16 protein-coding genes are annotated in these 20,075 nt (G+C 61.4%); 8 read left to right on the top strand and 8 right to left on the bottom strand.

Translation table 11 applies throughout. The features are described 5' to 3' along the window. The first annotated feature begins 70 nt into the window (after positions 1–70). Positions 71–1,399, top strand: a complete 1,329-nt coding sequence (gene yegQ / locus M5B44_RS27200) for a tRNA 5-hydroxyuridine modification protein YegQ (protein ID WP_248741123.1) — start codon at positions 71–73, stop codon at positions 1,397–1,399. Positions 1,400–1,405: 6 nt separating this feature from the next. Here the strand turns inward: yegQ and M5B44_RS27205 are convergent, their stop codons facing one another. After that, positions 1,406–2,269 carry a LysR family transcriptional regulator gene (locus M5B44_RS27205; protein ID WP_248741124.1) on the bottom strand — a complete coding sequence of 288 codons (864 nt, stop codon included), beginning with the start codon at positions 2,267–2,269 and terminating at the stop codon, positions 1,406–1,408. A 101-nt stretch (positions 2,270–2,370) separates the two neighbouring features. Between M5B44_RS27205 and M5B44_RS27210 the strand changes: the two genes are divergently transcribed. Continuing rightward, the gene (locus M5B44_RS27210) at positions 2,371–3,264 is read left to right on the top strand and encodes a DMT family transporter (protein WP_248741125.1); all 894 of its coding nucleotides are present in this window, start codon (positions 2,371–2,373) and stop codon (positions 3,262–3,264) included. Positions 3,265–3,276: 12 nt separating this feature from the next. Here the strand turns inward: M5B44_RS27210 and M5B44_RS27215 are convergent, their stop codons facing one another. Beyond that, a complete protein-coding gene (locus M5B44_RS27215) occupies positions 3,277–3,993 on the bottom strand; it encodes a FadR/GntR family transcriptional regulator (protein WP_248741126.1) in 717 nt (238 codons plus the stop codon). Between the two features lie 365 nt (positions 3,994–4,358). Between M5B44_RS27215 and M5B44_RS27220 the strand changes: the two genes are divergently transcribed. Together M5B44_RS27220 and gudD are read left to right on the top strand one after the other, a co-directional pair. Then, entirely contained in the window at positions 4,359–5,705 is a 1,347-nt protein-coding gene (locus M5B44_RS27220; RefSeq protein ID WP_248741127.1) for an MFS transporter, read from the top strand. A gap of 14 nt (positions 5,706–5,719) precedes the next feature. Then, the gene (gene gudD / locus M5B44_RS27225) at positions 5,720–7,063 is read left to right on the top strand and encodes a glucarate dehydratase (protein WP_248741128.1); all 1,344 of its coding nucleotides are present in this window, start codon (positions 5,720–5,722) and stop codon (positions 7,061–7,063) included. Here the strand turns inward: gudD and M5B44_RS27230 are convergent. Then, complete coding sequence (locus tag M5B44_RS27230; RefSeq protein WP_085712495.1) at positions 7,060–7,935, bottom strand: LysR family transcriptional regulator; 876 nt, start codon at positions 7,933–7,935, stop codon at positions 7,060–7,062. The two genes, gudD and M5B44_RS27230, sit on opposite strands and share 4 nt — an antisense overlap. Positions 7,936–8,095: 160 nt before the next feature. Here M5B44_RS27230 and ampC point away from each other — a divergent pair, with 160 nt between their 5' ends. Further along, positions 8,096–9,262, top strand: a complete 1,167-nt coding sequence (ampC, locus tag M5B44_RS27235) for a class C beta-lactamase (RefSeq protein WP_248741129.1) — start codon at positions 8,096–8,098, stop codon at positions 9,260–9,262. Positions 9,263–9,323: 61 nt separating this feature from the next. Here ampC and M5B44_RS27240 read toward each other — a convergent pair whose 3' ends face one another. After that, positions 9,324–9,656 (bottom strand): hypothetical protein, encoded by a 333-nt coding sequence (locus M5B44_RS27240; protein WP_248741130.1) that lies wholly within the window; start codon positions 9,654–9,656, stop codon positions 9,324–9,326. Between the two features lie 614 nt (positions 9,657–10,270). Between M5B44_RS27240 and M5B44_RS27245 the strand changes: the two genes are divergently transcribed. The 3 genes from M5B44_RS27245 to M5B44_RS27255 all read left to right on the top strand — a co-directional run bounded on the left by M5B44_RS27245 (position 10,271) and on the right by M5B44_RS27255 (position 16,730). Next, positions 10,271–10,894, top strand: a complete 624-nt coding sequence (locus M5B44_RS27245; protein WP_248741131.1) for a response regulator transcription factor — start codon at positions 10,271–10,273, stop codon at positions 10,892–10,894. A 3-nt stretch (positions 10,895–10,897) separates the two neighbouring features. Continuing rightward, a complete protein-coding gene (locus M5B44_RS27250) occupies positions 10,898–14,485 on the top strand; it encodes an ATP-binding protein (RefSeq protein WP_248741132.1) in 3,588 nt (1,195 codons plus the stop codon). 97 nt (positions 14,486–14,582) lie between these two features. Beyond that, complete coding sequence (locus M5B44_RS27255) at positions 14,583–16,730, top strand: autotransporter outer membrane beta-barrel domain-containing protein (RefSeq protein WP_248741133.1); 2,148 nt, start codon at positions 14,583–14,585, stop codon at positions 16,728–16,730. Positions 16,731–16,803: 73 nt separating this feature from the next. On the opposite strand, the gene M5B44_RS27260 is transcribed toward M5B44_RS27255, so the two are convergent. From M5B44_RS27260 to M5B44_RS27275, 4 genes are all read right to left on the bottom strand, one after another. Continuing rightward, on the bottom strand, positions 16,804–17,367 hold the full coding sequence (locus tag M5B44_RS27260; RefSeq protein ID WP_248741134.1) for a DUF4174 domain-containing protein: 564 nt from the start codon (positions 17,365–17,367) through the stop codon (positions 16,804–16,806). A gap of 181 nt (positions 17,368–17,548) precedes the next feature. Continuing rightward, entirely contained in the window at positions 17,549–17,890 is a 342-nt protein-coding gene (locus tag M5B44_RS27265; RefSeq protein WP_248741135.1) for a hypothetical protein, read from the bottom strand. A gap of 13 nt (positions 17,891–17,903) precedes the next feature. Next, positions 17,904–18,689, bottom strand: a complete 786-nt coding sequence (locus M5B44_RS27270) for a sulfite exporter TauE/SafE family protein (RefSeq protein WP_085712503.1) — start codon at positions 18,687–18,689, stop codon at positions 17,904–17,906. A 102-nt stretch (positions 18,690–18,791) separates the two neighbouring features. Continuing rightward, entirely contained in the window at positions 18,792–20,006 is a 1,215-nt protein-coding gene (locus tag M5B44_RS27275) for an MFS transporter (protein WP_248741136.1), read from the bottom strand. Positions 20,007–20,075: the final 69 nt, after the last annotated feature.

Genomic DNA, 20,075 nt, shown 5'->3' on the forward strand with positions numbered 1-20,075 from the left:
CATAGATCCAGATCAATAAACCCTCGCCGCACCTCGTTTACCCTCCCGCGCTTTTGCGACCGACACCGCCATGACGCCCTCCTTCACCCCGGAATTGCTCGCCCCCGCCGGCACCCTGAAAAACATGCGCTACGCCTTCGCCTACGGCGCCGATGCGGTCTACGCCGGCCAGCCGCGCTACAGCCTGCGGGTGCGTAACAACGAATTCGACCACGCCAACCTCGCCCTCGGCATTCGCGAAGCCCAGGCCCAGGGCAAGCGTTTCTACGTGGTGGTCAACATTGCGCCGCACAACGCCAAGCTCAAGACCTTCCTCAAGGATCTGGCGCCGGTGATCGAGATGGCGCCAGACGCGCTGATCATGTCCGACCCCGGCCTGATCATGCTGGTGCGCCGGCACTTTGCGCAGATGCCGATTCACCTGTCGGTGCAGGCCAATACGGTGAACTGGGCGAGCGTCGAGTTCTGGCAGCAACAGGGGCTGAGCCGGATCATCCTGTCCCGAGAACTGTCGCTGGAAGAAATCGGCGAAATCCGCGAGCAAGTACCGAGCATGGAACTGGAAGTGTTCGTCCACGGCGCGCTGTGCATGGCCTATTCCGGTCGCTGCCTGCTCTCGGGCTACATGAACAAGCGCGACGCCAATCAGGGCACCTGCACCAATGCCTGCCGCTGGAAATATTCGGCCCAGGAAGCCACGGAAAACCAGCTCGGCGAGATCGTGCAGACCTTCGAACCGCAGCCGACCCTCGGCCTAGGCGCCCCCACCGATCAGGTGTTCCTGTTGCAGGAAGCCAACCGCCCCGGCGAGATGATTCCGGCCTTCGAAGACGAGCACGGCACCTACATCATGAACGCCAAGGATCTGCGCGCGGTGCAGCACGTCGAGCGTCTGACCCGCATGGGCGTGCACTCGCTGAAGATCGAAGGCCGGACCAAATCCCACTTCTATTGCGCGCGCACCACCCAGGTTTACCGCCGGGCCATCGACGATGCGGTGGCCGGTCGCGAATTCGACCGCAGTTTGATGACCGATCTGGAATCCCTCGCCCAGCGTGGCTACACCGAAGGTTTCCTGCGCCGTCACGTGCATGACGAATACCAGAACTATCAGAACGGCAGTTCGGTGTCGGAACGTCAGCAATTCGTTGGCGAGCTGACCGGCGAACGCCGGGATCGGCTGGCCGAGGTCAAAGTGAAGAACCGCTTTGCCCTGGGTGATCATCTGGAACTGATGACGCCCAAGGGCAATTTCCATTTTGATCTGCACGAATTGCAGAGCCTCAAGGGCGAGGCCATCGACGTGGCGCCGGGAGATGGGCACACGGTGTACCTGCCGATTCCGGATGCGGTGGATCTGCGCTTCGGCTTGTTGATGCGCGACGTGAGCGGAGCCTGATCCGGCTCAGGCAAACTCCTCGCGCAACATCGCCACAAACGCCTCACGCGCCGGATGCACCCCGGCGTTTTCATGCCAGTAGAACAAGTTGTCGATGGCCGTCAGCTCCGGGAATTCGTAACCCGCACACCCCGCGCCTTTGGCGTATTGCTCGAACACGCCCTTGGGCACCAGCGCTACGCCAGCGCCGGCACTCACACAACCGACAATCGCCCCGTAACTGGCCAGGCTGACAATCGGCAACGCCAGGCCCTGACGCAGCAGCCAGTGCTCAAGCGCGGCGCGATATGGACAGCCCTGCGGCCACATGAACACGGTCTTGTCCTGCAAATCGTCGAGGTTTCGCACCGGCCCGAACGAGGTCGATGCGATCAGCAGCAATTCTTCGCGATACATCGGCGTGCGCTTGAGCTGGGAGCGCTCGACGTCCACCGCGACGATCGCGCCGTCCAGACGATGGCTGACCGTATCGTCGAGCAACTGGCCCCAGGTGCCAGTAGTCAGTTCCAGCGCCACGTTCGGATAGCGCTTGTGAAACTTCGCCAACAAGCGCGGCAGGCGCCCGGTAGCCGAAGATTCGATGGCACCGATGCGCAACGGCCCGGACGGTGCGGCGGCGGGATCGACTGCGCGTTTGGCTTCAGCTGTCAGCGCCAGAATCTTCTCCGCGTAAGCCAGAAAGGTCTGCCCCGCAGGGCTGATCCGCAATCCCCGCCCTTCGCGCAGAAACAGCGCCACCCCCAGTTCCGCCTCCAGGGACTTGATCCGCGCCGTGATGTTCGACGGCACGCAAAACAGCTTTTCAGCCGCTTTGGCGATGCTGCCGATCTCGGCCACGGTCTTGAACATGCGGATTTGCGCCAGCTCCATAATCATCACTCTGAGTGAACGGTTCACGCAGTATAAGTCAGTTGTGGCGAATGATTGGCCGCCCGGATACTCGGTGCATCAACCTTCCTGGTGCCTCGCTCATGCCCTCCACTTCGCCTTTGAAAATCCTGTTGGCCATGGCCTTCGTCGTCGGCTGCTGGGCCTATTCGCCGACCGGCATCCACATCGGCCTGCAAGCCTACGATCCGGGTCATCTGGCGTTGCTGCGATTTCTGCTGGCGTCGCTGTTCATGGCGGTGATTGCTGGTTTCAAAGGCATTCATCTACCGCGCCTACAGGACTTGCCACTGTTATTGGCCCTTGGCTTTTTTGCCGTCAGCCTGCATCACGTGGTGCTGAACATCGGCCAGCAAAGCGTCAGCGCCGGCGCGTCGAGTGTGCTGGCGCAATCGACGCCGCTGTTCAGCACGCTGCTGGCGCGGTTTCTGTTCAAGGATCGGGTCAGCGTCTGGCGCTGGGGCTGTGTGCTGACGGGATTCGTCGGCGTGGTGATTGTGGTGAGCGGCGATCGCGGCCTCGGCAGCATCGACGCCCATGGTTTGCTGATCCTGCTGGCGGCGGTTTCATGGAGTGTTTACTTCGCCCTGCAAAAACACCACGCCCGGCGCTACGACGGGCTGACGCTGGTTTGCTACACGGTGTGGTCCGGCACGCTGTTGCTGTTGATCTACTTGCCGGGGCTTGCCGACAGGGTGGCCAGTGCGCCGCTGCGGGTCCAATGGGCGGTGCTCGCTCTGGGGGTGTTTCCCAGCGCCCTCGCCTATCTGGCGTGGGCATTCGTGCTCAAGCATGTGGACCTGAGCCGCGCGACGATGACGCTGTACCTGATCCCGCCGACCGCGATGGGCATTGCTTCGGTTGGCCTGGGTGAGCGACCGACGCTGTTGGTGCTGGCGGGTTCGGCGGTGGTGTTGATCAGTGTGCTGGCGTTGAATCTGGAACGGCCGGCGGTGGTTCGAGCCATTGAGACTTGAGCCTTGGCGGCGTTATGCGCTGCCCGCCGAAAACCGGTCGCGACTGTTGGTCAGGTGCAGCCACATTGCTGCACGCGCTGCGTCCGGGTCCTGACGTTTGATCGCGTTGAGGATCGCCTCATGCTCAAGATTCGCCAGTTGTCCGAGCTTGCTCAAATCCACCGCCCCGCGCTCGGCCGCATTGACCCGGGTGCGCGGGATCATCGCACTGCCCAGGTGCTGCACGATCTCGGTGAAGCAGACGTTGCCGGTGGCATCGGCAATCAGCAGATGAAAGCGCCGGTCGGCCTCGACGCAGCTGTCGTTGTTGGCCAACAGACGCTGATAGTCGTCCAGCGCCTGGCGCATCTGCAGCAGTTGTTGCTCGGTGCGGCGCTGCGCGGCCAGTGCCGCCGCTTGCGTCTCGAGGCCCATGCGCAATTCGAGAATGCTGCGCACGCCCAGCGCCGTATCGACATTCAGCCGCAGCCCCTGCTCCGGCGCGCGCTCGATCACGAACGTGCCGATGCCGTGCCGCGTCTCCACCAAACCCGACGCCTGCAACTTGGAAATCGCCTCGCGCACCACGGTGCGACTGACGCCGTGTTCCTGAACGATCGAGTTCTCCGACGGCAATTTGTCTCCGGGCAGCATCTGGCAGAGCAGGATGCTCTGGGTGAGTTTTTCCACCAGGTCATGGGCCAGGTTGTGCGCGCGTTTACGGGCGGGAGCGTCGAAGTCTTCTTGCATGGTCGGATCCGGTGAACGGGGCAAGCCGATCGTAGCACTGCGGGCGATGACTTGTATGAGCTCCTATGATTTCAGGCGTTCAACTTGTATGACAACAAGCGATTTTCGTTAGAAAACTTTCACTGGTTTCACGCCAGCACTCCACATTCGCTGGCCTGGCACTCTGCTCCTCGGCCCGCAACCACCCTTTAAAGCCCAACAAATACGGCACTTCAAATCCAGAAAAGCATAAAAACCCTTCGCCGTAGATAAATTTGATTGAGTGCACCCACTTGTAGGACAAAAAAATGCAGTTGTATGATGTCTATCAACAACGCAGCACCCAGCCACACCCCGCATAAAAATAACGAGTGGGAGAAAACCAAGTGAACTCATCCATTGCCGGGATGAACGAGGCCGCCGATTCGGTGCTGTCCTCCGCCATTGCCAAAGTCAAACGCCACGTCCTGCCGCTGTTCGTGATCATGTTCATCGTCAATTACATTGACCGGGTGAACATCGGCTTCGTCCGCACCCACATGGAACATGACCTCGGCATCGGTGCCGCGGCCTACGGTTTCGGTGCCGGGCTGTTCTTCATCGGTTACGCGCTGTTCGAAGTCCCTTCTAACATGCTGCTGCAAAAGGTCGGCGCGCGAATCTGGCTGACCCGCATCATGCTCACCTGGGGCTTGGTGGCCGCCGGCATGGCGTTCATCCAGAACGAAACCCACTTCTACATCCTGCGTTTTCTGCTCGGCGTCGCCGAGGCCGGATTCTTTCCCGGGGTGATCTACTACTTCACCCGCTGGTTGCCGGGGGCCGAGCGCGGCAAGGCAATTGCGATCTTCCTCAGCGGTTCGGCCGTGGCCTCGCTGATTTCCGGTCCTCTGTCCGGCCTGCTGCTACAGATCGAAGGTCTGGGCCTGCACGGCTGGCAATGGATGTATTTCATTGAAGGGATGTTCTCGGTCGGCCTCTGCGTGTTCGTGTGGTTCTGGCTCGACGCCAAACCCCACGACGCCAAGTGGCTGACCCGCGCCGAGCAGGATGCGCTGGTCAAAGCCATCGATGACGAACAGAAGGCCCGCGAAGCCGCAACGCCGATCCGGCCGTCACTGGGCAAACTGCTCAAGGATCGCCAGATCATCCTGTTCTGCCTGATCTACTTCTTCATTCAATTGACGATCTACGCCGCGACGTTCTGGCTGCCGAGCATCATCAAGAAAATGGGCGAGATGAGCGACTTCCAGGTCGGGCTGTTCAACTCGATTCCGTGGTTGCTGTCGATCATCGGCATGTACGCATTCGCCTCGTTCTCGGCGAAATGGAAACACCAGCAGGCATGGGTCGCCACGGCATTGCTGATCGCCGCTGCGGGGATGTTCATGTCCACCACCGGCGGGCCGATTTTCGCGTTCGTTGCGATCTGCTTTGCCGCACTGGGTTTCAAATCCGCGTCGTCGCTGTTCTGGCCGATCCCGCAGGCCTATCTCGATGCGCGGATCGCCGCTGCCGTGATCGCGTTGATCAACTCGGTGGGCAACCTCGGCGGCTTCGTCGCCCCCACCACGTTCGGCTTGCTGGAACAACACACCGGTTCGATCCAGGGTGGCCTCTATGGTCTGGCCGCGACCTCGATCATCGCCGCGATCATCGTGTTCGCCGCCCGCATGACACCCAAATCCGCACCTGACGTCGCCGTGGCCGATGCCGCGCCGAAACACGCTTGAAAGGACAACGCCAAATGACCGCACACGACATCGCCAAAGCCCCGATCATCACCGAGATGCAAGTCATCCCGGTGGCCGGCCACGACGGCATGCTGCTCAACCTGAGCGGCGCCCACGGGCCGTTTTTCACCCGCAACATCGTCATTCTCAAGGACAACGCCGGCCACACCGGCGTCGGTGAAGTGCCCGGCGGCGAACTCATCCGCCAGACCCTCGAAGACGCCCGCAGCCTGGTGGTCGGCAGCCCCATCGGCACGTATCAGAAGATCCTCAATCAGGTCCGCCAGACTTTCGCCGACCGCGACGCCGGCGGCCGTGGCCTGCAGACCTTCGACCTGCGCATCACCATTCACGCGGTCACCGGGCTCGAAGCCGCCCTGCTCGACCTGCTCGGCCAGCACCTCGACGTGCCGGTGGCGGCATTGCTCGGCGAAGGTCAGCAGCGCGACGAAGTGAAGATGCTCGGTTATCTGTTCTACGTAGGGGATCGCCGGGAAACCGACCTCGCCTATCGCAGCGAACCGGATGCCGACAATGACTGGTTCCGCGTACGTCACGAGAAAGCCATGACCGCCGACGCCGTCGTGCGTCTGGCCGAGGCTGCCCACGCGCGTTATGGCTTCAAGGACTTCAAGCTCAAGGGCGGCGTGCTCAGCGGCGATGCCGAAATCGAAGCGGTGACCGCACTGGCCGAACGCTTTCCCGATGCGCGCATCACTCTCGATCCGAACGGCGCTTGGTCACTGAAAGAAGCGATCCGTCTGTGCCGCGACCAGCATCATGTGCTGGCCTATGCCGAAGACCCGTGCGGTGCGGAAAACGGTTATTCAGGCCGTGAAGTGATGGCTGAATTCCGCCGCGCCACCGGCCTGAAAACCGCCACCAACATGATCGCCACCGACTGGCGCGAGATGGGCCACGCAATCCAGTTGCAGTCGGTGGACATCCCGCTGGCCGACCCGCATTTCTGGACCATGCAGGGTTCGGTGCGCGTGGCGCAAATGTGTCACGAATGGGGCCTGACCTGGGGCTCGCACTCCAACAACCATTTCGATATTTCCCTGGCGATGTTCACCCACGTCGCGGCCGCCGCGCCGGGCGACATCACTGCCATCGACACCCACTGGATCTGGCAGGACGGCCAACGCCTGACCAAGGCACCGCTGCAAATCGTCGACGGCTGCGTGCAGGTGCCGAAGAAACCGGGGCTGGGCGTGGAACTGGACCTGGATCAGGTGGCCAAGGCCCACGAACTCTATAAAGGCATGGGGCTCGGCGCGCGGGATGACAGCGTGGCGATGCAGTTTCTGATTCCGGGCTGGACGTTCGATAACAAGCGTCCCTGCCTGGTGCGCTAAGCCTGCGCAGCCTCCAGCAGCCAGTGCCTGAACGCCGCCATCGCCGAGGTTTCCGGCCGTGACTGCAACCGCGTCAGCCAATAGCTGCCAGTGGTGATTTCGATGGCAAAGGGTTGGCGGATCAGGTCCGCCGCCAGTTGCCGGGCAAACATCAACGGCGGCGCCAGTGCCACCCCGCCGCCCTGCAACGCCGCCTCCATCATCGCCAGCGACGAGTCGAACACGATGCTCTGGGGCGGCGCGGCATGGGTCGCCAGACCGGCCGCGTGAAACCATTCCGGCCACTCATCAGTGCGATAGGATCGCAGCAGACGCTGCTGCAAAAGATCCCCCGGCGTGTGCAATTGCCGGGCGATTTCCGGCACACAGAGCACGGTCAACGGCGCCTCCAGCAAACGGGTCGCCTCGATACCGTGCCACGCCCCGGCGCCAAACCGGATCGCGTAATCCAGCCCCTCGGCGGCCACGTCCACCCGGTTGTTGTTGGTCGACAGCCGTAAATCTATGAGCGGATGTTTCGCCTGGAAGTCCGCCAGCCTCGGCAACAACCAGCCCACCGCGAAAGTGCCCACCGCGCCGACCGTGAGCATTTCCCGATACTGCCCGCCCGCCAGACGCTCGAGCATCTGCGCGATATGATCGAACGATGTGGTCAGCACCGGCAGCAGGGTTTCGCCCTCGCCGGTCAGCATCAGCCCACGGGGCAGGCGTTTGAACAGGATCACGCCGAGTTGCGCCTCCAGGCTTTTGACCTGATGGCTGACGGCCGCCTGGGTTACGCACAACTCCACGGCGGCGCGAGTAAAGCTCAAGTGACGCGCAGAAGCTTCGAAGGCGCGTAATGCATTCAAAGGCAATTGAGGTCGAATCATGCCCAGTCCCAAATTTTTCTAATGGCTCGTCCGAGTTTTCATCGTTTGTCGAAAGACGCCGGACTGCCTAGATTTGGCGGCGCCGATCAGCCGGCCCGACGGAAAACGCTCGCAGTGTAGCGGGATAACACCATCAACACTCATGGAGAGTGGCCCAAGCATGTTTTCGATCAACCTGAACAAACTCAAGTCCGCCTGCGCTTTCGGACTATTCTTCAGTGCCGCCACCTGCCTGGCCGCCCCGCAAACCGACGATCAGTTGCAGGCACTGGTGAAGGCCACCGTGACACCAGTCATGCAGAAACAGGACATCGCCGGTCTGGCCGTGGCCGTGACCGTCGATGGCAAAGCGCATTACTTTAACTACGGTGTTGCCGACAAGAGCACCGGGCAAGCGGTGAGTGAAAACACCCTGTTCGAAATCGGCTCGGTGAGCAAAACCTTCACCGCGACCCTCGGTGCCTACGCCCAGGCCAGCGGCAAACTGGAATTCGCCGACAAGGCCAGCCAGCACTGGCCCGAGCTGAAAGGCAGCGCCTTCGACCAGATCAGCCTGCTGCAACTGGGCACCTACAGCGCCGGCGGCCTGCCGCTGCAATTCCCGGATGCCGCGGATTCTTCCGACAAGATGCTCGGCTATTACCAACAGTGGAAACCGACTTATCCGGCCGGCAGCCAGCGCCTGTACTCCAACCCGAGCATCGGCCTGTTCGGCTATCTGGCAGCGAAAAGCCTCGGCCAACCGTTCGATCAGATCATGACCGAAACCCTGCTGCCGAAACTCGGACTCAAGCACACCTTCCTGTCGGTGCCCGCGTCTGAACAAAAGCTCTATGCCCAGGGCTATGACAAGAACAACAAACCGATTCGAGTCAGCCCCGGCGCCCTCGATTCCGAAGCCTACGGCGTGAAAACCAGCACCTCAGATCTGCTGCAATTCGTCCAGGCCAACCTCGACAGCGCCAAACTCGAAACACCGCTGCAAAAAGCCATCGCCCTCACCCACACCGGCTACTACACCGTCGGCGACATGACCCAGGGCCTGGGCTGGGAACGCTACGCCTACCCGATCAGCCTCGAACGCCTGCTGGACGGCAACTCCACGCCGATGGCCATGGAAGCGCACAAGGTCAAATGGCTGAATCCGCCACAACCTGAGCCAGCGAACGTGTTGCTGAACAAGACCGGGGCTACCGGTGGCTTCGGCGCGTATGTGGCGTTCGTACCGTCGAAGAAAGTCGGGATCGTGATTCTGGCGAACCGCAATTATCCGAATGGAGAACGGGTGAAAATTGCGCACAAGATTCTGGGTGAGTTGACCCGGTAATCACGCCATGAAAAACGGGCGACCCGAGAAGGTCGTCCGTTTTTGTTTGAGGGTTTGAAAACTACGCCTGTAGCTTCCAGCCCAGTACATCCATCAGGTCGCAGCTGTCGCGCAGAGGGATTGCCAACACCCGGGCGAAATCCTGCAGCAGCAAGGCGTCGTGGCCGGTGCCTTCTCCGAGCGAAATGGTTTCCAGCAATTGGGTCACGCTGCGTAATCGGTAGGCGGCAGTGCCGTGGAGTACGTCCAACGGGGCTTCGCGGTCGATCAGGAGGCAAGGAATCGTGCAGTCGATGCCGGTGATGGGGATGTAGCGGGGTTTGGGGGTGACGATGTGTTCGGGGGAATCTGAATTCGTGGGAGTTTCTGGCCTGCTTGGATCTGTTTTTTTCATGTGTGAATACCTCTGACATTAAGGGAGAAACTGCCGAACTCCCTTCCACGAGAGGGTGGCAGCTTTGCGCAGGTGTGGAAGTCCGGGGTCAGAGAAACCCGGTGCACTTGAGAGTGCTCCTGCGCAGAGCTGCCATAAACGACGATGGTGGCATAAAAAATACCAACATCTGGTCACAGGCGCACATACGCTTCCCTGTTATCCCCGGACTTCCACATCCGACCGCTGATTTTGCAACGGCCCGATGAGGTTATCGGCGTATGACTCAAGCCACCAGTTCACCAACGCCGCCGCGTTTTGAAGGAAACGTCCGACGGGATTGAAGGGTGTTGTGCAGCCCAGTTCATGGACACACGCGGCAACTCTTTTACTGAAGGATCGGCTGATGTGAAGTAACTGCCTCAGGTCAACGTCATCCGCCACTACCTCGCTCAACCCTGACAAAAAGTTACACCCCAGCGCCAAAGATACCTCTGCACGACACCTCCCATTGCTTCCCCCCGTAAACCTTGTAGGATCGCGCCTTTTTTTCACTGCCCCACCACCACGCATCCGATCCGCCGGGCTCGTCAGCCCCTGAGGACTATGCTGAAACAGGGCCTGAGGGTTGATCCATGAAAGTGCTGTTGGTCGATGATCACGCGGTAGTGCGCATGGCGATGGGGATGATTCTGGCCCGCGAGGGCCATGAGGTTGTGGGTGAGTGCGACAACGGTGTGGACGCGTTGAGCCAGGCGTTTGCGCTCAGGCCCGATGCGATTGTGCTCGACCTGGATATCCCGCAGCTCGACGGCATGGCGGTGATCGACCGTTTGCGCATCGGCGGCAGCAAGGCCCATGTGCTGGTGCACACTGGGCTGAAAAGCCAGGCCTACTCGGCGCAATGCCTGCGGGCCGGGGTGTCGGCGTTTTTGTCGAAGGTCGACGATCCGGTGGAGATCGTTACTGCGCTCAAAGCGGTGGCCAGTGGCAAGACGTGGTTTCCGGTCAATGCGCTGAATTCGGTGCGGGCCAGCGACTTTGCCCGAGACGATGCGCAACTGCTCGATGGCGTGTCGCGCCGCGAACTCAAGGTGTTGCACGGATTGGCCCAGGGCAAGAGCAACAAGCAGATCGCCGATGACATGCTGCTCAGCAACAAGACCATCAGCACCTACAAGACCCGCCTGATGCAGAAACTCAACGCAGGCACGTTGCTTGAGCTGATCGATTTCGCCAAACGCAATCACCTGGTCTGAACCATGAGGTTCGGGCGATGGCTGAGCGCGTTGAGCCTCGCGCTGCTGGCGTTGGCGGCGAACGCCGGGCCGTTGAACCTGCTCAGCCGTGCCGGTGACAATCGGCTCGATCTGCCCCTCACCAGCGCCCAGCACCAATGGCTGACCGACAAAACCGTGTTGCGCGCAGGAGTGTATGCACCGGATCGACCGCCGCTGGACATCACCGCCAATCAAAAGGATTACGAAGGGCTGTCGGCCGACTATCTTGACCTGCTGACTCGCAGCCTCGGCCTGCGCGTGGAAGTCGAGCAATACGCCAGCCAGTCGGACGCCCTCGCCGCCTTGCAACGGGGCGATGTAGATCTGGTCCCGCGCATCAACCACCTCGAAGCGAACTACAACGATCTGCGCCTGAGTGCGCCCTACGCGTACGATCAGGCCGTGTTGATCAGCCACTTCGGCAGCCACTGGCCCAGTGACCGGTTACCGGCCGGCACCACGGTGCTGTTCGACCAGGACTGGATTACCGAGGAACGGGTGGCGTCGCTGTTCCCCGGCCATCCTCTTCAAGCGGTCGGCTCGACTCAGCAAGGCCTCGGCCAAGTGGCCTATGGCGAAGGCATGGTGCTGCTGACCGATGCGATTTCCGCGCAATACCTGCTCGAACGCAGCTACCAGCAAAGCCTGAAACAGACCATCCAGCGCGACTCCGAAGGCCTGGGCTTCAGTTTTGCCACGCAGCAGGAAAATACGCGACTGCTGAACCTGCTCAATGCAGCGATGGCGAAGATCACGCCCCAGGAACGCACGGTCATCGCCCGGCGCTGGGGCATCGGCGCTAACCCGAAACTCGGCTACAACCGTCTGCAACTGACGGCTGCCGAACAGCAGTGGATCAAGGACCATCCGCAGATCGAAGTGCTGGCCAACGACCTGTATTCACCGTTCAGTTTCTTCGACAACGAAGGCCAGCTCAGGGGCATGGCCGCCGATCTGCTGGAAACCATCAACGACCGCACCGGCCTGACGTTCCGGCCAAGCAAGATGTCGTCCATCGACGCCGTGACCGGTCGCGCGCAACGGAACCCGCCCAGTCTGATCGGCGCAATGACCTACAGCGCCCGTCGCGAGGAACATCTGGTGTTCTCCCGGCCCTATGCAATCAATCCGTTCGTCCTGGTCACCCGCACCCAAGCGGAACGCCCGGGTCTTGCGGGCCTCAAGGGAAGACGCGTCGCGATCATCAAGGATTCGGCCGCCGCCAACTGGCTGGAACGCGAGTGGCCGGATATCCGTACCGTGCAAGTCGACACGCCAATCGAGACCTATGAGCTGCTCGCCGAAGGCCAGGTCGATGGCGTGATCCAGCCGCAAATGGGCGCGGCGTATCTGATCGACAGGTTCTTTCGCGGTCGCCTGCAAATCGATTCGGTACTCGGTGCACAACCGGCGCTGATCGGTTTTGCCACCGGCAAACAGAACGCCATGCTGGTCTCGATTCTCGACAAGGCACTGCTCGATATCGCCCCGGACGAGTTAAGCGAACTGGCCAGCCGCTGGCAGAATTCCCAGGACAGCCAGGACACCTGGAGCACTTACAAGAACTGGATTCTGCGTGCGGTGTTGGCGCTGCTGACCGTGCTGCTGGTGATTCTGGCGTGGAACCTGGGCTTGCGCCGGCAGATCGCCGAGCGGCAAAAGGCACAAAAAGCCTTGAGCGATCAGTTGCTGTTCATGCAGGTGCTGGTCGACGGCACGCCGCACCCGATCTACGTGCGCGACCGCAAGGGGCTGCTGTTGAGCTGCAACCGCGCGTATCTGCAAGTGATGGAAGTCGAGCCACAGCAGGTGCTGAACAAGGGCCTGATCGAGGCGAACATCCTGCCGCTGGACACCGCCCACCAATACAAACGCATCCACCGCGCCACGCTGGAAAGCGGTGAACCGTCGTTCGACAACTTCACCATGACGGTCAAGGACAAGACCTACCACATCTACCATTGGGCCCTGCCCTACCGTGATTCCGACGGCACCATGACCGGCGTGATCGGCGGCTGGATCGACTTCACCGAGCAACAGCATCTGCAACATGCATTGCTCGCGGCCAAACATCAGGCCGAGGCGGCCAACCGGGGCAAGAGTCATTTCCTCGCAGTGATGAGCCACGAGATCCGCACCCCGATGAGCGCATTGATCGGCGTGCTCGAACTGCTGCGTCACCAGTCCGCACCGCGTCCGGACGACACCGAACTGATCGATATCGCCCAGCAATCCGCCGGCGGCATGATGGAATTGATCGGCGAGATTCTCGACCTGACCCGAATCGAGGCCGGCCAGTTTGAACTGCGCAACAGCCGCTGCCATCCCGAACCGCTGGCGCGCACGGTGATCGAGGGATTCGCCAGTCTGGCCCGGCAGAAAAACCTCGAACTGAACTTCATCAGCGACCATGCCGGCAGCGCCGTGGAGCTGGACTCGCTACGGTTCAGGCAGATTCTTTCCAACCTGCTGAGCAATGCAATCAAGTTCACCGCTCAGGGAACCGTCACCGTCGAGCTGCGCCTGGAGCCCGACGGCGAACTTGCCCGGCTGCGCCTGGCGGTGCGCGACACCGGCATCGGCCTCGACGAACAGCAGCGCCAGCGCCTGTTCCAGCCCTATACCCAATTCGAGGTCGGTGATCGTGAGGTTCAGGTCGGCAGCGGTCTCGGGCTGTCGATCTGCCGGCAATTGACCGAGCTGATGGGCGGCCGGCTGACCTGCGAGAGCCAGCCGGGACAAGGCGCCTGCTTCACCCTGGAACTGCCGGTCAAACGCCTGCCGGACGACGAGGCTACTCCGGCAGCCAACGATGAAACGCTGCCGCCACTGCCTGTGCGCCATGTGTTGATCGTCGAGGATCACGAGTTCAACCGTGTGGTGCTGCAGCGTCAGCTGGAGTCCCTGGGCATGCGTGTCACCTGCGCCGAAAACGGCATCGAAGGCCTGCGCCTGTGGCGGGAAGATACCTTCGATTACCTGATCACCGACTGCAACATGCCGCTGCTCAACGGCGACAAGATGACCCGCCAGTTGCGCGTCATCGAAGCCGCCGAAGGTCGTGCTCCGACCCATGTGCTGGGGCTGACGGCCAATGCCCGCCCCGAGGAAATCCAGCGCTGCCTCGAGGCCGGAATGAACGACTGCCTGTTCAAACCCCTTACCCGCCCTGTGCTCGAACGCTACCTGCGCGAGGCCGAACGGGCCAGACAAGCCACTGCGCCGTGCTTCGATCTGTCGAAGGTCACTGCCATCACCGCAGGCGACATGAGCCTGACCCGACAATTGCTCGCCACGGTACTGCGCACCAACCAGGAAGATTTCGAAACCATGCAGGCGCTGTTTCAGGCCGGTGACTTTTCCGGGATGAAACGCTGCTGCCACAAGATCCTCGGCAGCGCGCGGATCATTCATGCCGCGCCGTTGATCGCTGCGTGCGAACAACTGGAATCGACCTGCGAAGTCAGTACCACGCGCCAGGAAGTGCATCGCCTGTTCGAAGCCTTCGGGCAGCAGATGAAGCGTTTGCAGTCGCACCTGCAAGTGGCCTTGCACAGCGCCTCTGTGTAGGACGCTTCCTACAAAAACTTGGGAAGTGCCTGCGTTACCCCGACCACTCGCCTGAGCAGAATTCGCCGCCTCTTATAGCGGTTGTCGGCGGATCATCATGCTTGCGTTGAATGTACGGTTTTCTCGGTTTTCGCTTTCGGGTGCCCTGCTGTTGCTCAGTGCCGCGCCCATGGTGGCGCAAGCTGCGAGTTGCGACGGTGTGCCTTGCCTGACTTCGCCACAGAGCAACCTGTTGGTGGATAACGGTTTGACGGTTTACGCCGGCACCGGCGCAACACTGACCGACAGCACGGTAAGTCTGGGAACGCTTCAGTTGCTGGAGGAGAGCGTGGCAAGCGGCACCACGATCAAGGACAGCGGCAGACTGCACGCCCAGGACAGCGCGAAGCTGACCGATACGCTGATGGACGACGGCATCCTGCTGTTGACCGGGTCAGCCACAGCGCTGACGACCCGGGTCAACGACGGCTTTTTTGAAGTGACGCAAAACGCAGCCGTCAGCGACACCCGACTCGACGGTGGCCAGATGTATGTCTACGGCGATGCGCTGGCCAAAAATACCCGCGTCGCCAACAGCCTGATGACCGTCTACCAGAATGGTCATGCGCAACAGACCACAGTCAATGCCGGCGGCGAACTGGCGGTCAACGACACCGCGTCGGTCGACGATACGCGGATCAATCAGGGCGGCACGATGACCAGCGTGGCCGGCACGACGGTCTCCAATACCACGGTCAACCAGGGCGGCTTGATGGTGCTGGGCGCCGCAGCCACCGCCAGCGACACCACACTGAACGACGGTGCCCTGCTGCGCCTCAAAGGTGACGCCGCATTGAACGGAGCCAACCGCCTCGATGGCCGGGTCGAATTTGCCGACCCCGCCGTTACCGGCGCATTCCACACCCTGACCATCAACGGCCCGCTGACCGGCAACGGAACGTTCGCAATGAACACCGATCTGGCGTCATTGCGCGGCGACCTGCTCAAGGTGCAGGGCCCGATCAGCGATCTGCACGCCTTGGTGGTGGCGGATTCCGGCAATGCACCGAGTGGCGCACAGCAGGCTCTGAAGCTGGTCGAGGGCAATGGCGGCAGTGGTGATTTCCAGCTGTTCGGCGGCACGGTAGATGCCGGGGCTTACCGTTACTCGCTGCAGAAACAGGGGAATGACTGGTATCTGGGCAAACCGGCGATCAGCACACCGGATGAAAGTATCCAGGAGCCGCAGATTCCACCGGACGATGGCCAACCGGAAACCGTGGTGCAACCGGTAGTGATTCAACCGCCAGCGACACCGCAGCCTCAGCCTCAGCCTCAGCCGCAATCACAGATGCTGAGTAAAGGCGCAAACGCCGCCGTCGCCAGCCAGGCCGCCACCGCCGCGCTGCTCGATGCGCAAAACGGCAGCACCCGACAGCACTTTTCCGATTTGCGTTCGGGCAAGGATCAGGGCGGCATCTGGGCTCGCGGTTACGGTGCCGAACAAAAACTCGACACCCGCACCAGCCGCGCTTTTCAGCAACAGGCCAACGGCATGGAAATCGGTGCCGACACCGCGCTGCCGACGGCCAGTGGAACGCTGTATGTCGGTGCCCTGTTCGGCCAGGGTCAGGGCCGCCAGGATTTCGGTGAGCGCAGTAAAGGCACGATCGACAGCACCACGCTGGGCGCCTACGCCAGCTATCAGGATCAGGACGGGTTGTATGTCGACGGCACCCTGAAATATTCACGGCTGAACAACGAGATCAAGATCACCAGCAACCTCGGCGAACCGGTCAAGGCCCGTTACGACAACCATGCCGTCAGTGCCGAGGCGCAGATCGGCAAGGTCATCGATCTGGGCCGGGACTGGTTCGTCGAACCTCAGGTCGGCATGCAGGTGGCGCGCATCAGCGGCGGACGTTACACCGCCAGTAATGGACTGGATGTACAGCAGGATGCGATGACCTCGGTGCAGAGTCGGGTCGGTGCGCAGTTCGGGCGCGAGCTGCAACTGGACAAGGGCCTGCGGATCAAACCGTACGTCAAGGCTGCATGGGTCACCGAACATGCCGGCGACAGCGAAGTGAAGGTCAACGGCGCACGCCTGGACAGTCGCCTGCCGGGATCACGGGCAGAACTGGGTGGCGGATTGATGCTGACTGCAGCGCAAAACCACCATGTGTATGTCGAGGGGCAATACGCCAAAGGCCGTGATATCGAACAGCCCTGGGCGGTGAATGTCGGGTATCGCTACAACTGGTAATTTGCGGGCAATAAAAATGGCGAACGGAAAAATCCGTTCACCATTTTTTGTTCAGGTCACCCGAACCGTGCTCTCAATCATCCGGCATTTCTGGCGGCTTGGCGGGCTTCGCAGGTTTTGCCGGTTTGCCGTTCTTCGTTCCCTTGGCCGGTGCCGCCTCGGTGGCCGCTGGAGGTGGAGGCGCGGCGACCAGTTCCTTCTCGGCGGCGGGCAATGCATCGATGGTGTCGAAGACTTTCTTCAGATCCACCGACTTCGCCTCGTCCCCGGCAGCCGACAGTTTGGTTTCCCCGTCCTTGCCCATCAGAAAGACTTTCGGATAGGCCCCGGCGCCTAGCTTCAGCGAGCGCAGCAACGCCATGGTGTCCTGTTGGCCAAGATCCTTGCCGTCAAGCTGTCCGGCCATATTGAGGATGGTGTAGACCTTGAGCTTGCGGTCGGCGATACCCTGCTTGTTGGCCGGGTCCTCAAGGGACTTTTTCAGGCTCACCCAGACCGGGTCGACCGTACTGCTGGCGATGACGATCAAGGGGCGGTAGTTGCCTTTGTCGACATCCAGAGGGGAATCGTTGTCCCCGGCGAACAAGGGGCCGGCAATCGCCAGCAAGAGTGTCAGGGTCAGTGACCTGATGAGCATGCGCATCTCCTTTTGATATCCACGCTCTAATGATTGCGCATCGTGGCGATTGTTCCGGGGTTGCCCGGCAAATATGTTTCGCCTTGTTCAAAGCGTAGGTCAGCAACGATTTTGCGCAACCGGATGCGCTCGATCATGTCGCGCATTTGATTACCTTTTATGACCGTATCGGGATGACGATTCAGCCAGAAGTGCTCGCCTGGAGCAGTACCAAATCCAGCGCCGCTTCCAGCCCGGACGAATCGACACGTCGGCCTTCAAGCCGCAGCGCTCCATCAGCGAGGCTGACGCTCAAGGTCACCGCAGGCATGTCGCCCGGATACTTGCGCAGCAACAGGTCGATGCCGTCGGTTGTTTCTTCACTGGAGATCAGATCCCACTGGCTTGCGCTCAAGTCCAGCAGCGTCTGATTGCGCTGTTGATCGACCACCCGCGGCGCATACAGCCAATGGCTCATGAGCATTTCCCGGGGCTCGACCGTGATGGCGAGGCGGCCATTGCAATGGAATGTTGTTTCGCTCATGGCTGCCTGCCGATCAGAACGCCAGTTTGTAACCGATCAACACCAGCATCGTCGCCAGGCACGGACGCAGCAGTTCATCGGAGACCCGACCGGTGAGATGGCTGCCGAGCCAGATGCCCGGCAACGAACCCACCAGCAGGAAGCCCAGCACGCCCCAGTCCATGTTGCCCATGCTCGCGTGGCCGAGGCCGGCGACCAGGGTCAGCGGTACGGCGTGGGCGATTTCGGTGCCGACCAGGCGGCGGGTCGGCAGCAGCGGATAGAGGATGAACAGCGCAACGGTGCCGAGGGCACCGGCGCCGATGGAGGTCAGGGCGACCATGGTGCCGAGGATCAGGCCGGTGATCACCGTCATGATATTCAAGCGAGTGCCGCTGGGGTTGTAGTTGCCGCCGGCGCGTTTGTGGGCGAATTCCAGCAGGCGTTTCTTGAACAGAATCGCCATCGCCGTGGCGAACAGCACGTAGCCCAGCGCCTGCTTGATGATGGCGTTCATCGCATCCGGCGCGGTGTGCAGGGTGCTGAGGAACCACAGCGTCATCGCCACCGCCGGGACACTGCCCAGGGTCAGCCAGCCGGTGATTGCCCAATCGATGTTCTTGTTCTTCCTGTGCACCAGCACGCCGCTGGATTTGGTAATGGCGGCGTACAGCAGGTCAGTGCCCACCGCCGTGGCCGGGTTGATACCGAACCACAGCAGGATCGGCGTCATCAACGAACCGCCGCCGACACCGGTCATGCCGACGATAAAGCCCACCACCAGCCCGGCAATCACCAGGCCGAAATTTGCCAATTCCATGAAGACATCCAGAAGACGACAGGAAAAATCTGGCCCGCAGCATAGCGATTTTTCTTATAACCACCTATATCGATCCGATCTATCGTTATGCCATTTCGTGCTTCAGTGCTGCCGCCGGCCAGGTTTGAAACTGTGGGTGGAATTGATCCACACCGTGGCCAGCGCAATCAGCGACAAAATCAACAGCGCCCACGGAAACGACATCGCCCCCGCCCGGTCCAGCAGCAACCCGCCAAACAATCCGCCGCCGGCAATCGCCACGTTCCACGAGGTGGTGAGCATCGCCTGCACCACATCGACATGTTCACCGGCAGAGTCCGCTGCAGCGGTGAGCAGCAACGTAGCCGAACCGCCAAACGACAATCCCCACACCGCCATGCAGGCATAAATCAGCCACGGCGACGGTGCGGCCAGCGCCAGCACCAGTGCGGTCACGGCAAACACCGCGAGGCTGATCAGGGCCAGTCCGCGCAACCAGCGATCCACCAGCAGACCGATGATCCAGATTCCCAGCAGCGAGCACAGACCGAACACCAGCAACACCAGATCGACCCGCTCGGCGAGGCCGGCCTGCATCAGGAACGGGGCGATATAGGTGTAGAGAATGTTGTGGCCGAGCATCCAGGTCAGCACCACGAACAGTACCGGGCGTACGCCGGGCAAGCGCAGTGACTGCATCAGCGGCAAACGCTCGGCGCGAGCCTGGCCCGGACGGTCCGGCACCGCGATGACGATCCACGCTGCCAACACCAAAGCCAATGCCGACATGATCCCGAACGAGGCGCGCCAGCCGATCACATTGCCCAGCCAGGTGCCGGCCGGCGTTCCCAGCGACAGCGCCACCGGAGTGCCGAGCATGGCAATCGCCAGCGCCCGGCCCTGCTGATGCACCGGCACGATTCCGCGGGCGTAACCGGCCATGATCCCCCACGAAAGCCCCGCCGCCATCCCGGCCAGGAACCGCGACGCCAGAGTCACGCCGTAATGAGTGGAAAACGTGGTGACGGTGTTGAACAGCAGAAACCCGCCGACCGTCATCAGCAGCACACGCTTGCGCCCCCAGCCACGGGTGGCGACCGTCAGCGGAATCGCCGCGACAATCGAGCCCAGCGCATACAGCGTCACCAGTTGCCCCGCCAGCACTTCGCTCACATTGAGGCCCGCGCCGATCTGCGGCAACAGACCGGCCGGCAGGGTTTCGGTGAGGATGGCGATGAAGCCGGTCATGGCAAACGCCAGCAACGCGGCGTAAGGCAGTTTGTCCGTGCGGGTGGCCCTTTCCAGGCTCGTGTATTCGGCGCTTGCGGGGTCGGTCATGACAGGTGCAGCTCCCTTTGAGTCAAATCGGACGAAAGATTGTATACAAATCTTGCCGTCCGCCACTCT

This window comes from Pseudomonas sp. MWU12-2029, assembly GCF_023242425.1.
GTDB lineage: Bacteria > Pseudomonadota > Gammaproteobacteria > Pseudomonadales > Pseudomonadaceae > Aquipseudomonas > Aquipseudomonas kribbensis.